We start from the raw sequence: 14,571 nt of genomic DNA on the forward strand, positions 1-14,571 counted from the left end.
ATAATTGATAGACAACACTTTTGGAAAGGAAACTGGATATGTTTAAAAAGGTTCTTATTGCTAATCGAGGAGAAATTGCTGTCCGTGTCATTAGGGCGTGTAAGGAAATGGGGATATCTACGGTCGCTGTATATTCTGAAGCAGATCGTGAAGCTTTGCATGTACGTCTAGCAGATGAAGCCTATTGCATTGGACCACACCTTTCATCCAAGAGCTACTTGAATATGACAAATTTGTTAATAGTTGCTCAAGTATCACATGCAGATGCTATCCATCCTGGCTACGGATTTTTAGCAGAAAGTGCGGAGTTTGCCAATATATGTATTGAAAACGATATCATTTTTATTGGACCATCACCTGAGGCAATCAGTAAGATGGGGGCGAAAGCGGTAGCGAGGGAAACGATGGAAGCCGCTGGCGTACCAATTGTTCCAGGTACGGATGGGATTATTGAAGACATTGAGGAAGCTGAGTTTATTGCAAGAAGTATCGGGTATCCCGTTATTGTTAAAGCCACTGCTGGTGGTGGTGGAAAAGGGATGCGAGTCGCTGAATGCGAGGAAGAATTAAAAAAAGCAATTTCAATGGCACAGCAAGAAGCAGCTACTGCTTTTGGTAATGCAGGTGTTTATTTAGAAAAGTACATTGAAGAGCCTCGACACATTGAAATCCAAATTATGGGTGATTCCTTTGGCAATGTCGTGCATTTAGGTGAACGTGATTGCTCAATCCAGAGACGTCATCAAAAGCTAATTGAAGAAGCGCCATCCCCTGCACTTGATGAAGAACTAAGGACGAAAATGGGTGAGGCGGCATTAAAAGCCGCGAAGGCCGTACAATATTCAGGTGCAGGGACGATTGAATTTTTACTAGATAAACATAAAAACTTTTACTTTATGGAAATGAATACCCGTATTCAAGTTGAACACCCAGTTACAGAACTTATAACAGGAGTAGACCTAATCAAAGAACAATTACTAGTTGCTTCAGGTCATAGGCTATCTGTCAAACAAGAAGATATTCATATCAATGGCTGGGCCATCGAATGCCGGATTAATGCAGAAAATCCTGATAAAAACTTTATGCCATCCCCTGGGAAAATTCGATTATACCTACCTCCAGGTGGATTTGGAATCCGAGTCGATAGCGCAGTTTATCCAGAATATACGATTTCACCATTTTATGATTCGATGATTGCCAAATTAATCGTACATGGAAAGAATCGGGAAGAAGCAATTGCAAGGATGAAGCGAGCCTTAAGCGAGTTCGTAATTGAAGGAATTGATACAACAATCGCTTTCCACCTTCGCTTATTAGAACATCGGGATTTTAAAGCTGGTAATTTTAACACGGAATTTTTAGAGATGAATGATTTAACGGCTTCCACTAAGTAACTAGAGGTGATTTGAAGTATTCAGTAGCACTAGATTATTTAGTAAAGTGAAGAGGTAATGGTGGAAAAACAATTTTTGGGAATTGTTGATGAGAATGACCGGATAATCGGGACTGAGAAATCTGAAATGAGTAAGAAAAAATAACAGAAAATAAATTATAGAAGGAGTTTTTATTATGTTTAAAATGAATGACATTAAAGAATTAATTCGGGCAGTGGACCGTTCTTCAATTGGAGAATTAACGATTAAAGGTGAAAATGAGCAGCAAATATCGATTAGTAAACAAGTGAATGTCGGACAAGTAACGCTTATCGAAGAAACACAAGTCCCAGCGACTATTCCTGTTGCACCTGTGAAAGTTGAAGCCGCCCCCATTCAAAAGCAGGAAGGAATACAAACACCATCGACAACTACTGAGGAAACATCGGTTCATAAAATTATTTCCCCAATGGTGGGAACATTTTATGCGGCTCCATCACCTGATTCTGATGTCTATGTAAGAGTGGGAGATCAAATAAAGGAAGACACAGTGCTATGTATTGTGGAAGCCATGAAGCTTATGAATGAGCTGGAAGCGGAAGTTAGTGGTGAAATTGTTGAAATCTTTGTGGAAAGCGGTCAGGTTGTTGAATATGGTCAGCCCTTGTTCCTCGTAAAAACAGCATAAGCAATAAAATTTAAACATGATAGGAGAGGACTCACAGCATGGATATGTTCGATAAAATCGAGATTATGGAAGAGCGACGGGAAAAAGTGAAGCTGGGGGGCGGTTATACACGGATTGATGCCCAGCATGAACGCGGGAAGCTTACTGCTAGAGAGCGTATCGAAATATTAGTGGATGAAGGAACATTTGTTGAAATAAACCCATTCATAGAAAATCGCGGCCTTGAATATGGATCAAGTGAGGCTCCTGGAGAAGGGGTTGTTACAGGATACGGTAAGGTTGGTGGGTGCCTCATTTTCCTTTTTGCTCAAGATTTTACTGTTTTCGGTGGAGCCCTTGGCGAAATGCATGCGACGAAGATTACCAAAATCATGGATTTAGCAGCAGAAAATGGAGCACCTATAGTCGGGTTAAATGACTCAGGTGGAGCACGAATTCAAGAAGGTGTTTTATCACTAGACGGATATGGACACATTTTCTATCGAAACTCCATTTATTCAGGCGTAATCCCACAAATATCCGTGATTATGGGACCCTGTGCCGGGGGGGCTGTTTATTCTCCTGCGATTACAGATTTCGTTTTCATGGTAGAAAAAACAAGTCAAATGTTTATTACAGGTCCAAAGGTAATTGAGTCGGTAACGGGAGCAAAAATTAATAGTGAGGATCTAGGTGGCGCGTCCGTTCATTCCACAATAAGTGGAAATGCCCATTTTACTGGACCAACAGAAGAAGATGTATTAAACCAAGTCAGGAGATTAATTGGCTACTTGCCATCAAACTATGAAGAAAAGCCACCTTACAAAGAGCCAGTAAATAAAATTCCTTTAGCTGAAAGAATCGATGAACTACTTGATGTTGTCCCGATTGATGGAACGAAGGTTTATGACGTGCGTAAGGTGATTCATTTAATTGTCGATGATCAAAATTTCATGGAAGTTCAGCCGAAATTCGCTAAAAACATTGTCGTTGGCTTTGGCCGTATAAACGGCGATACAGTCGGTATTATCGCAAATAATCCGAAGATGATGGCTGGTGGACTTGATATTGATTCATCTGACAAATGTGCTCGCTTTATCCGATTCTGTGATTGCTTTAAGATTCCTCTAATTACATTTGAAGACGTGAGTGGGTTTATCCCAGGAATTCAACAAGAGCATGGCGGGATAATCCGGCATGGAGCGAAAATTTTATATGCCTATTCGGAAGCTATGGTTCCCAAAATTACCGTGATTCTTCGAAAAGCATATGGTGGGGCTTACGTTGCCTTAAACAGTAAAGCAATCGGGGCAGACTTAGTATTTGCTTGGCCTAATGCAGAAATTGCGGTTATGGGACCAGCTGGAGCGGCCAATATCATTTTTGCAAAAGAGATTAGTGAAAGTATAGATCCGGAGGCCTTTAGGCAAGAAAAAATAAATGAATATCGCGAACGCTTTGCCAATCCTTACGTCGCATCAGCTAATGGCATTGTTGATGATGTAATTGACCCGAGGGATACGAGAAAAAGTATCGCTAGTGCATTGGAAATGCTAAAAAACAAGAAGAAAGCATTACCTAAGAAAAGGCATGGAAATATCCCTTTATAAATCTTTTCTTTAATAGGTTATGAACTACCTATATTAATAGAAGAAAAACGTGTAAAGACGACAAATGAAAAAAACGCCTACCGTTAAATGGTTTAGAAGGGAGAGAGCGATAGCATGGTGATTGATGCTTACCGCAACTTAAAATGGATAAAAAATTAGTGGACCAATTTTCAGAATTTGAGATCCCAAGTTATGAACAGTGGCGTGACCTAACAGAAAAATCTTTAAAAGGAGCTTCTTTTGAAAAAAGACTCATTACAGAAACATATGAAGGAATTTTACTTCAGCCGATGTATCGAAAGGAGGATGCCGCCAATCTTCCCTTTCTGCAGTCTTTGCCAGATATGGCTCCTTTTACTCGCGGCACTAAAACGCTTATAGATGGATGGGAAATCAATCAGGAAATCAATGTTGGAATACCTACTTCTTTTAATAAAGTAGCACGGCATGACCTTAGCAAGGGTCAAACCTCATTAAATATTGTCCTTGATACACCAACGAAACGTGGAATAAATGCGAGTGAAGCTACTTCAGAAGTAGGGAAAGCAGGACTATCGATTTCAGGGGTAACCGATATAGCCGATGCACTAAAAGATATTGACTTAAGTATAGTTCCTATTCACGTAGGTGCTGGGGCAAATTCATTGCCAATCCTTGCTTTGATTATCGCTCATCTAGAACAGTCCGGACGACAAGTGGAGGATTTACATGGGTGTATAGGAATGGATCCAATCTCGGAACTGGTAGCAAGTGGAACATTGGCTTACGAGTTGGAAGATTGTTATATATTGATGGCAGACATAACAAAATGGGCAAATGAGAATACCCCCCATTTACAAACAGTTCTAATCCATGGAAATGTCTATCATGACGGTGGAAGTAGTGCGGTTGAAGAATTAGCTTTTTCCTTATCAACAGGTGTTGGATATTTACAAGCACTAACTTCCCAAGGAATTGATATAAATAAAGCCGCCAGCAGTATTCGTTTTTCGTTCTCAATCGGATCCGGTTATTTTATGGAAATTGCCAAACTTCGGGCCGCAAGGACTCTTTGGGCCAGAATTGTAGAAACGTTTGGTGGGAATGAAGAAGCCCAGAAGATGACGATGCATGCCCGAACATCTGCATGGACAAAAACTGTTTTTGATCCCTATGTGAATATGCTGCGTGCTACAACAGAAGCATTTTCTGCAGCAGTCGGTGGAGCTGACAGCATTCATGTTAGTTGCTTTGATGAAGCGATTCAAAAGTCTACCGCTTTTTCGCGACGAATTGCACGGAATGCCTCCATTATTTTAAAAGAAGAAGCTCATATTGCGCAGACAATCGATCCAGCCGGTGGCTCTTGGTACGTAGAAGTACTGACAAATGAGGTGGCCAAAAAGGCATGGGAACTTTTCCAGGAAACAGAGCGAAAAGGTGGGATTATCCAGACATTAATAAAAGAATTCCCACAAAATGTGGTTCAACAAACAGCTTCAAAGCGAGTGAGGAACATCGCTCACCGAAAAGATATTTTCGTTGGCACCAATATGTATGTGAATTTGGCAGAAAAAGAGGTAGATTGGATAGCGTTAAATGAAACGCCCCAAATTAATGATCATATTAATCAAGTAGTTGGCCGAGCACATATATCGGTAGGAAGTTTATCCGTAAGCTCAAATAAAACAGAGACCGCGATCCGAGCAGCAAAACAAGGTGCATCGTTAGGTGAAATAGCCAAAGCAACAGGTAGGAAGTCAGAAGCTGCGGTTTGTGTTAAAGCAATCAAGCCAACCAGAGGTACACTTCAGTTTGAAGAACTTCGTCAATCCATTGATGAAATGGCACAGAAAACTGGAAAACGACCGATTATATTTCTAGCAAACTTAGGACCTATTTCAGATCATAAAGTGCGAGCAGATTTTGCTGCAGGATTTTTTGAAGTAGGTGGTTTCGATGTTATTCAAAACAATGGATTTGGTTCTATAAAAGAAGCAGCCGAGGCAGTCGTTGCGTCCATGGCAGATTTTGTAATCATTTGTGGAAAAGATGAAGACTATCAACAAGCTGCCATTCCACTTGCAATGTCTATAAAAAAAACAGATGCACAAATAACCGTATTATTAGCAGGAAAGCCTAGCGAAGTAGATGAAGTCAGATTTAAAGAGGCTGGAATAACTGAATTTGTTCATGTTGGCTCCAATTGCTATGACATATTAAGTCAACTTCTACAGAAGAAAGGTGTGGCTGTTTCATGACAAAACCAGATTTTACCCAAGTAGCATATACAGATGAAATAGAAGGAGAATTTAGCGAGTGGAGTAAACATGCCGAGAAAATTTCTGATATGCATTTTGATAATTTAGCTTTTCCGACTTATGAAAAAATTGATGTTAAACCTCTTTACACAAATATGGACACAATAGGAATGAATCATTTGGATTATATGGCAGGGATCGCACCATTCTTTCGAGGTCCCTACCTAGCTATGTATAAATCACAACCTTGGACGGTTCGTCAATATGCTGGCTTTTCTACGGCGGAAGAAAGTAATGCGTTTTACCGCAGAAACTTAGCTGCAGGACAAAAAGGGCTTTCGATCGCCTTTGATTTAGCTACACATCGTGGGTATGATTCGGATCATCCTAGAGTCGTTGGCGATGTGGGTAAAGCCGGCGTTGCCGTTGATTCCATACTAGACATGAAGATTTTGTTTGATGGAATTCCATTAGACCAAATGTCTGTTTCAATGACGATGAACGGAGCTGTCCTGCCAATCATGGCTTTTTACATCGTGGCTGCTGAAGAACAAGGAGTACCCCAAGAGAAGCTTTCTGGAACAATACAAAATGATATATTAAAAGAATATATGGTTCGTAATACGTACATTTATCCTCCAGAACCGTCAATGAAAATTATAGCAGATATCTTTGAATACACATCCAAGCATGTGCCGAAATTTAATTCAATTAGCATCTCCGGTTATCATATGCAAGAAGCGGGGGCTACGGCCGATATAGAGTTGGGCTATACCCTTGCAGATGGATTAGAGTATGTCAAAACAGGTTTAAAAGCAGGGATTGATATTGATCGATTTGCTCCACGTCTTTCCTTCTTCTGGGCAATCGGAATGAATTACTATATGGAAGTGGCTAAAATGCGCGCAGCTCGTTTAATTTGGGCGAAGCTAATGAAAAGGTTTTACCCGAAAAATGAAAAGTCGTTAGCACTTCGAACCCATTCGCAAACATCTGGATGGAGTTTAACAGAGCAAGACCCATTCAATAATGTTTCACGTACCTGTATTGAAGCGATGGCTGCTGCTCTTGGTCATACACAATCCCTGCATACGAACGCACTGGATGAGGCGATTGCCTTACCAACCGATTTTTCTGCCCGAATAGCTCGAAATACCCAATTATACCTTCAGGATGAAACGGGGTTAACCAACGTATTGGACCCATGGGGCGGCTCCTATTACGTAGAGTCACTTACGGCTGAATTACTTGAAAAAGCCTGGGAACATATTGAAGAAATCGAAGCACTTGGCGGAATGGCAAAAGCTATTGAAACAGGCCTGCCAAAGATGAGAATTGAAGAAGCAGCTGCTAGAAGACAGGCGCATATTGATTCTGGTAAAGAATCGATCATTGGAGTGAATAAATACCGTTTAGAAAAAGAGGATCCGCTTGAGATATTAGATATTGATAATACTGCTGTCCGTGAAGCGCAAATTCGCCGCTTAGAACAGCTCCGGGCGGAAAGAGATAAAGCAAAGGTAGAGGCAGCACTTCAAGCGATTACAAAAGCGGCTGAAACTGGAGAAGGCAACCTCTTAGAGCTAGCGGTAAATGCAGCTCGCGCTAGAGCGAGCCTAGGAGAAATTTCGAATGCATACGAACAAGTAGTAGGGAGACATAAAGCAATTATTCGTTCTATTAGCGGAGTGTACAGTGCAGACTTTGGGGAAGAGGAACAAGTGAAAATTGCCCGTGAAATGTCCGATCAATTTGAAGAGAATGAAGGCCGGCGCCCCCGGATTATGATTGCAAAGATGGGACAGGACGGACATGACCGTGGAGCTAAAGTGATTTCGACTGCATTTGCAGACCTTGGTTTTGATGTTGATATTGGTCCCTTATTCCAAATCCCAGAGGAAGCAGCCTTACAGGCCGTGGAAAATGATGTACATGTTCTAGGGATGAGCTCTCTTGCTGCTGGTCATAAAACATTACTTCCTCAAGTCGTGGAAGAGCTGAAGCGTTTAGGCCGTGAAGATATTGCCGTCGTGATTGGCGGTGTTATTCCTGCTCAAGATTACAGTTACTTAATAGAAAAAGGAGCAGTTGCCATATTTGGACCAGGAACGGTTAACAACAGGTGATAGAAGAATTAAATCGTCGCCTCGGATTGGTTACTTAAATGACAGAAAAAGAAAGCATTCAATCCAAACAACTCTTACCGTCAAGACGAATCCACCTTACGGTTGATGATTATGTGCAGGGTGTGATGAATGGAAATCGTGCAATTATTGCTCAAGCGATCACCTTAGTTGAAAGCAATTTACCCAAACACATGGAAATGGCACAAAAAGTGCTGAAAGAACTGATTCCATATACAGGGAAATCAATTCGAATCGGCTTTACAGGCGTTCCTGGGGCTGGTAAGAGCACGTTAATTGAATCCTTTGGTATGATGCTCTGTGAGCAAAATCACCGTGTAGCGGTTTTAGCCGTTGACCCAACTAGCAGTGTATTTAAAGGAAGTATTCTAGGTGACAAAACAAGAATGGAACATCTTTCTCGCCACCCACATGCATATGTTCGACCGTCACCGTCAAGCGGGACTTTAGGAGGGGTCACTAGAAAAAGCCGTGAAACCCTTCTTATTTGTGAGGCAGCAGGGTAAGACGTAATAATCGTCGAAACCATCGGAGTCGGCCAAAGTGAAATAACCGTCCGGTCCATGGTGGATTTTTTCCTAGTTATTATGCTGACTGGTGCAGGGGATGAGCTACAAGGAATGAAAAAAGGGGTGATGGAATTAGCTGATGCTATTTTCATTAATAAAGCGGATGGCGAAAACAAACAAGCTGCCATGAATGCAAAGGTGGAATACAATCGCCTCCTTCATTTCTTACAGCCAATTACCAAGGGTTGGGAAACCAAAGCATTTACTGTATCTGCCTTAACAGGGGAAGGCGTATCTCACATTTGGAAGGTCATTCAGAAATATAAACAAGTTACCAGTAGGAATGGATTCTTTGGAAAAAGAAGAAAAGAACAAATGATTGACTGGGTTCATTCTATGATAGAAGACCAATTAAAGGCGAGATTTTATGGTAATCCATCGATGAAAAAAAACATGACTAAAATGGAAGAATTGCTTTTTAACGGCCATACTTCTCCCACACTCGCAGTCCAACAATTATTCAACATTTATGATGAAAATGGCTAGGAAAAAGAAGGAATGGGTACGCAATCAATTGTACTCCTGCAACATTTATTTTGACGGTTAAAGTTAATTAACGGAACATTTAAAATATACAATATACCGTTGATTAATATCATGTCCGAACAATGGTATAAAGTCAGAAGGTAAAATAAAAATGGAAAAGATGTATTCGGTCCATCAAATCGAATCAAACAACCTTCAATAAAGGAGAATGAATTATGAGTCATGTTTATATTTTAGGTGGAGCCAGGACGCCATTCGGGAGTTTTGGAGGGGTATTAAAGGATGTTTCTGCCATCAATCTTGGAGTTATCGCAAGTAAAGGAGCCATTGAAAAAAGTAATATTTCAGTTGATGAGGTTGAGCATGTTTTTGCAGGGAATGTGATACATACTTCGAAAAATGCCTCCTATCTATCCAGGCATATTGCTTTGAAAGCTGGGGTTCCAATCGAGAGCCCCGCTTTAACTCTCAATCGTTTATGCGGTTCTGGATTGCAAGCGGTCGTATCGGCAGCTCAGTCGATTATTTTAAAGGATGCTGATGTCGCCCTAGCACTGGGCACCGAAAATATGAGCCAATCTCCTCACGTATTACGAGATGTCCGCTTTGGTACGGGTTTACAGGCTCCACAAATGGACGACATGCTTTGGGAGACTTTGAGCGATGAATATATAGGGTGTGGGATGGGAGTAACAGCGGAAACTCTTGCTGAAAAATATGAACTAACCCGAGACGATCAAGATAGTTTGGCTGTCCAATCACACCAAAAATCAGCAAAGGCCCAGCTGACGGGGCGATTTCAACAAGAGATTTCCCCTGTCACGATATTCACCAAAAAAGGAAAGGAAATAACCATTTTAGAAGATGAACATATTCGCCATAATGCTTCAATTGAAGCATTAGCGAAACTGAAACCAGCCTTTAAAAAGGATGGGACCGTAACGGCAGGTAATGCAAGTGGTATAAATGATGGGGCAGCTGCCTTAATACTTGGAAGTGAATCCTTCCTACAAAAAAATCACAATGTGAAACCACTGGCAAGAATCATATCCTGGGGGATTGCGGGGGTAGACCCAAATATTATGGGCATTGGACCAGTTCCTGCTAGTCAATTAGCTTTACGGAAAGTAGGACTCAATATTGAAGATATCGATTTGTTCGAAATCAATGAAGCATTCTCTGCCCAGTATCTTGCAGTAGAGAGAGAGCTTGGATTGAAACGGGAAAAAGTAAACGTCAATGGCGGAGCAATCGCATTAGGTCATCCAGTCGGGGCCAGTGGAGCTAGAATTATATATTCATTGGCCCAAGAGTTAAGGAATCGAGGAAAGAAATTTGGACTAGCCTCCCTCTGTATCGGAGGAGGACAAGGAATCTCAGTAATCATTGAGGCTCTATGAACATGTGAATAAAATAAAACGAGGTGATGGTTATGAATAGTTTACAGCTACAATTCAGAAATAAATTATTTGGAGCAGCCTCATAATTCTTAGATGAAAGGATAATGAGATTCTATGTTTCTAACAGGTCATATTTGCACCAGGATCTAATGGTAGGCCTAAAAGCTTAAAGGACCATCTCAGATGGTCCTTTAAGCTTTTAATAATCAAAGTTGATGATTTATACTCACATTATCCTTACAAATAGATTTAGGCTATTAGTTTGATTCCGCATTTGTGAGTTTTTATAGGTCTTTTGTCAAACAAGTATGGATAAGCATCTTTAAAATCATATAATTGATTTTTTTTGGAAGAGTTCGACATAAGATAACGACTCATCCTGAGTAGCCTTACTTATATTACTTAGATATGTCATCTATAGTAAGTTGATAAAACTTGTCTTACTAATAATTAATTTAGTGATTTTTTTTTGAATTAAAACAGATACCCATTTAAACCTGTGCCGAAAAGATCGAATTCAGGATCTTTTGACTGAGTTGTTGGAGGGGCGTCGTATCGCTCATTAGGAGAGTTGATAGCAGCTTCACCTTCAACTGACTCTACAGAGGTTTCACCATTCTCTTTATTCAATGGGTTTTCAATCATACTCATAATCATCTCCTTTTTTATCAGATTAACGAAATTATTAATTCACTAAATATTTTAATTTTATGCTAAAAAATATGACGACGGGATGCGGTGAAATGACCTGTTAAGACCTTGTATGCAACAAACAAGGAGTTACTCCCATTATCTAAGGTATACTTCAAGAAATCATGGTAAATTTTAATTCCAAAAATAGTGAAATAGCATTTAAATTTGAGTTAGTTGGGCAAAACCATACAGATATTATTCAAAATTCCAATAAGGAAAATTACGATATTGCTATGATCCATGAATCTTTAATGAGTTAAATAAAGAAAAAAATATTCGGTTTGAACATTTTCTGACGTATATGTATTGCAGTGTGTAAAAATTCACACTTTTATTCCTTGTTAAAGACTAATATACGATAACCATGATAAAAGAACTGATGTAATAATAATGGCAATAAGTGGACGTATTGCTTTTGTCCGTAATTCTTTCAAGCAAATATTTAATCCTAATCCAGTCATTGACATTGTTAACATAAAAGATGTGAAGTCTGATATATAAGACATCACTTTTTGTGATACTAATACCTTATTACCAATGATATAGCTTCCCACGAAACTCATAACGATAAAGCCAATTAAAAACCATGGAAACTCGAATCTTGCCTCCCCTTCCATTTTTCCTTTCTTTTTCATCCAAAGCATGAGGATAAAGCAAACCGGAATTAATAGGAATACTCGTGTAAGTTTGGCAAGTAATGCGTGAGCAAGAGCATCCTGTCCTGCCGGGGCAGCAGCTAATGCAACATGGCCTATCTCGTGCAGGCTGATTCCAACCCAATTTCCGTAGTTAATAGGACCAATTGATAAAAAAGGATATATTAACGTATAGATTATTGAAAACACTGTGCCGACTAATGCGATGATGCCTACTCCCATAGCCGTATCTTCATCTTTTGCTTTTATAATTGGCGATACGGCCGCGATGGCAGCCGCACCACAAATGCCTGTGCCGAGACTTAATAATAAAGAAAGATTAAAATCTGCCTTCAGCCATTTTGCAATGATCATAAGAACAGCAATTGAAAAAATGATCGTTATTGTCCCTCTTAGCAATAGGGGGAAACCCTGATGAAATATCACAATCATGTTAAGCTTTAAACCATAAAGTATGATGGCAAATCTCAATAGTATTTTTGATGAAAATTGAATACCAGTACGTAATTTTTGTGGATATCCAAAAACCTGTCTGTAAACCACAGCTAGTAAAATGGCACACGCAAGAGGACCAATATGATTTAGACCTGGCAACGCTGCCAAAATAAAACCTAACACAGCTATGATCAATGTAAAACCAATTCCAGAAATCAAAGAAACATTTAGCTTTTTTTTCGCTTTTTTTTGCTTATTTGGACTGGGAGTTATTAACGCTTTTTGTTCCAATCTTTTTCAACCCCTTAGTTGGATTATTTATAATTTATCGTAACTAATGTTTTACAATAAGGAAAATAAATGATTATTATAGTTATAATAAGTAAATACGATAGTGAGAAGGGGAACATATGGATCAACTATTATCTGTATTTATATCTGTAGCTGATAAAAGAAACTTTTCCAGAGCAGCGGAAGAGCTTCATTTGACTCAGCCTGCAGTCAGCCAGCAAATTCAACAGTTGGAAAAACATGTAGGGGCAAAATTACTTCTGCGAACAAACAAATCTGTCCAGCTAACTAAAGCAGGAGAAATAGTCTATTTACATGCTAAAGAAATAACAGGTTTATATAAACGAATGTCAATGTTAGTGAATGAATTAAATAACGAGCCAACAGGATCATTAAAAATTGGTGCCAGCTATACCTTTGGAGAGTATGTATTACCACATATACTTGCAAGAATGAAAAACCTATTTCCTAATATCTTCCCTTCGGTACAGATTGGCAACACAAGGGATATAGCCAAGGCAATCACAAGTCATGAGATTGATGTAGGAATTGTAGAGGGGGAAATTTCTCTTCGAAATATATATATAAAATCGGTTTCCACCGACAAAATGTATATCGTGGCAGGGGGGAAATATCCAATTTATTTCAATAAGGAAGTTACAAGGAGACAGGTGGAACAAGAGAATTGGATTGTCCGAGAAGAAGGTTCTGGTACAAGAGAGGCAACAGAAACATTATTTCAATCTTTACAAATATGTCCTTCCAAGCTAATGGAGTTCGGCAGCACACAACTTATAAAAGAAGCAGTTGAAGCCGGGCTTGGAATTAGTTACTTATCTGAACTTACTGTAAAAAAAGAAAGAATGCTTGGTACCATTCAAGTATTAAATGTAAAAGGGACACCGATAAAAAGAAATTTTTCAGTTATAACAGAATCTGAGGAATTGCATACGAAATCTATGAACTTATTTATTGAATTAATAGAAAAATATCTAGAGAACCAATTATTGCAATAGAACTATTTGATATATTAACAAAAATATAAAAACCCCGGATAAGGGACAAACATAAAAAAGTGTCCCTTATCCGGGGTTTTTTATGTTTCAATAAGTGTAATGAGAATGGACGGAGGGTTTCTATGAATAAGAATATATATACTGAATTTTTTCTTTAAGTTTGTCTTCAGTCTGGCTGAGGGTACATTAGTATCGCAGTGTTTTGTGTTAACTAATTGTATTCTTAAAAAGGTTCTTGGCGGGCAAGGATCTGGATTGTTCAACTCACAAAATGTGCGCTTCTTAGCTTAAGAATAGAAAATGTTAAAATACGGATAGTAATAAATGATGCACATAAATCTTTCTCTTTGCATAGGGTAGGAGGGTATGGTATATTAATTTTTGAGGAGGGATGGGCAATGGATGAAATGATGAATGGGCAAGATGCGATTAATGAAGAAGAATGCTGTACGACCTCTTCCCACGGCCGAAAGAGTCATCACTCAGAAGCAGTAAAAAAGAACTTAACGACCCGGTTAAATCGAATTGAAGGTCAAATCCGCGGTATAAAGGGTCTTATTGAAAAAGATACGTACTGTGATGATGTGATCACCCAAATAGCAGCTACACAAAGCGCGATGAATAGTGTGGCCAAGATTTTATTGGAAGGGCATCTAAGGAATTGTGTGGTTGAACGCCTGAATGAAGGAGATACAGAGGTTATAGATGAAGTGCTTGTAACGATACAAAAATTAATGAAAAAATAAAGGAGCAGTGGATAAAATGGAAAATGTAACATTGAATGTAAGTGGAATGTCTTGTGGTCATTGTGTGAATGCAGTTGAAGGGAATGTAGGAAAACTTTCGGGTGTTGAAAGCGTAAAGGTGCATTTGGATGCAGGAAAAGTAGATGTAGCGTTTGACAAGGAAAAAGTATCACTTGAGAAAATAAAAGAAACAATCGATGATCAAGGCTACGATGTCGAGTAAGTTATGAGAGTGCTGTTAAGCA

Annotated in this window: 11 protein-coding genes and 1 pseudogene; 10 read left to right on the plus strand and 2 right to left on the minus strand. The window is 39.3% G+C overall.

The window, feature by feature from the left end; all coding sequences use genetic code 11:
- Positions 1-38: 38 nt before the first annotated feature.
- The 7 genes and pseudogenes from accC (at position 39) to MKX49_RS08855 (ending at position 10,489) form a co-directional block, all read left to right on the plus strand.
- Entirely contained in the window at positions 39-1,394 is a 1,356-nt protein-coding gene (gene accC / locus MKX49_RS08825; protein WP_340876126.1) for an acetyl-CoA carboxylase biotin carboxylase subunit, read from the plus strand.
- 175 nt (positions 1,395-1,569) lie between these two features.
- Positions 1,570-2,061, plus strand: coding sequence for an acetyl-CoA carboxylase biotin carboxyl carrier protein (accB, locus tag MKX49_RS08830; protein WP_340876127.1), 492 nt, complete (start codon positions 1,570-1,572; stop codon positions 2,059-2,061).
- Positions 2,062-2,099: 38 nt separating this feature from the next.
- Positions 2,100-3,650 (plus strand): acyl-CoA carboxylase subunit beta, encoded by a 1,551-nt coding sequence (locus MKX49_RS08835; RefSeq protein WP_340876128.1) that lies wholly within the window; start codon positions 2,100-2,102, stop codon positions 3,648-3,650.
- Positions 3,651-3,808: 158 nt separating this feature from the next.
- Positions 3,809-5,890 carry a methylmalonyl-CoA mutase family protein gene (locus MKX49_RS08840; protein WP_340876129.1) on the plus strand — a complete coding sequence of 694 codons (2,082 nt, stop codon included), beginning with the start codon at positions 3,809-3,811 and terminating at the stop codon, positions 5,888-5,890.
- A complete protein-coding gene (gene scpA / locus MKX49_RS08845) occupies positions 5,887-8,016 on the plus strand; it encodes a methylmalonyl-CoA mutase (protein ID WP_445670116.1) in 2,130 nt (709 codons plus the stop codon). Before MKX49_RS08840 ends, scpA begins: the two co-directional genes overlap by 4 nt.
- A gap of 38 nt (positions 8,017-8,054) precedes the next feature.
- A pseudogene (gene meaB / locus MKX49_RS08850) lies at positions 8,055-9,089 on the plus strand (methylmalonyl Co-A mutase-associated GTPase MeaB).
- 215 nt (positions 9,090-9,304) lie between these two features.
- Complete coding sequence (locus tag MKX49_RS08855; protein ID WP_340876131.1) at positions 9,305-10,489, plus strand: acetyl-CoA C-acetyltransferase; 1,185 nt, start codon at positions 9,305-9,307, stop codon at positions 10,487-10,489.
- Positions 10,490-10,963: 474 nt separating this feature from the next.
- Here MKX49_RS08855 and MKX49_RS08860 read toward each other — a convergent pair whose 3' ends face one another.
- Together MKX49_RS08860 and MKX49_RS08865 are read right to left on the minus strand one after the other, a co-directional pair.
- Positions 10,964-11,140: a hypothetical protein gene (locus MKX49_RS08860; protein ID WP_158226102.1), complete on the minus strand. Its 177-nt coding sequence runs from the start codon at positions 11,138-11,140 to the stop codon at positions 10,964-10,966.
- A gap of 383 nt (positions 11,141-11,523) precedes the next feature.
- The gene (locus MKX49_RS08865; protein ID WP_445670117.1) at positions 11,524-12,564 is read right to left on the minus strand and encodes a YeiH family protein; all 1,041 of its coding nucleotides are present in this window, start codon (positions 12,562-12,564) and stop codon (positions 11,524-11,526) included.
- A 119-nt stretch (positions 12,565-12,683) separates the two neighbouring features.
- Between MKX49_RS08865 and MKX49_RS08870 the strand changes: the two genes are divergently transcribed.
- The 3 genes from MKX49_RS08870 to copZ all read left to right on the plus strand — a co-directional run bounded on the left by MKX49_RS08870 (position 12,684) and on the right by copZ (position 14,549).
- The gene (locus MKX49_RS08870) at positions 12,684-13,580 is read left to right on the plus strand and encodes a LysR family transcriptional regulator (RefSeq protein ID WP_340876133.1); all 897 of its coding nucleotides are present in this window, start codon (positions 12,684-12,686) and stop codon (positions 13,578-13,580) included.
- Between the two features lie 407 nt (positions 13,581-13,987).
- Entirely contained in the window at positions 13,988-14,326 is a 339-nt protein-coding gene (locus MKX49_RS08875) for a metal-sensitive transcriptional regulator (protein WP_340878505.1), read from the plus strand.
- A gap of 16 nt (positions 14,327-14,342) precedes the next feature.
- Entirely contained in the window at positions 14,343-14,549 is a 207-nt protein-coding gene (gene copZ / locus MKX49_RS08880) for a copper chaperone CopZ (RefSeq protein WP_230156554.1), read from the plus strand.
- Positions 14,550-14,571 lie beyond the last annotated feature (22 nt).

The sequence above is a fragment of the Peribacillus sp. FSL M8-0224 genome (genome assembly GCF_038003055.1).
GTDB classification, from domain to species: Bacteria; Bacillota; Bacilli; order Bacillales; family DSM-1321; genus Peribacillus; species Peribacillus frigoritolerans.

Bases quoted from the DNA above. Each gene is read 5' to 3' on its own strand.
- accC (WP_340876126.1), top strand. From the start codon at position 39: ATGTTTAAAAAGGTTCTTATTGCTAATCGAGGAGAAATTGCTGTCCGT.
- accB (WP_340876127.1), top strand. From the start codon at position 1,570: ATGTTTAAAATGAATGACATTAAAGAATTAATTCGGGCAGTGGACCGT.
- MKX49_RS08835 (WP_340876128.1), top strand. From the start codon at position 2,100: ATGGATATGTTCGATAAAATCGAGATTATGGAAGAGCGACGGGAAAAA.
- scpA (WP_445670116.1), top strand. From the start codon at position 5,887: ATGACAAAACCAGATTTTACCCAAGTAGCATATACAGATGAAATAGAA.
- MKX49_RS08855 (WP_340876131.1), top strand. From the start codon at position 9,305: ATGAGTCATGTTTATATTTTAGGTGGAGCCAGGACGCCATTCGGGAGT.
- MKX49_RS08860 (WP_158226102.1), bottom strand. From the start codon at position 11,140: ATGAGTATGATTGAAAACCCATTGAATAAAGAGAATGGTGAAACCTCT.
- MKX49_RS08870 (WP_340876133.1), top strand. From the start codon at position 12,684: ATGGATCAACTATTATCTGTATTTATATCTGTAGCTGATAAAAGAAAC.
- MKX49_RS08875 (WP_340878505.1), top strand. From the start codon at position 13,988: ATGATGAATGGGCAAGATGCGATTAATGAAGAAGAATGCTGTACGACC.
- copZ (WP_230156554.1), top strand. From the start codon at position 14,343: ATGGAAAATGTAACATTGAATGTAAGTGGAATGTCTTGTGGTCATTGT.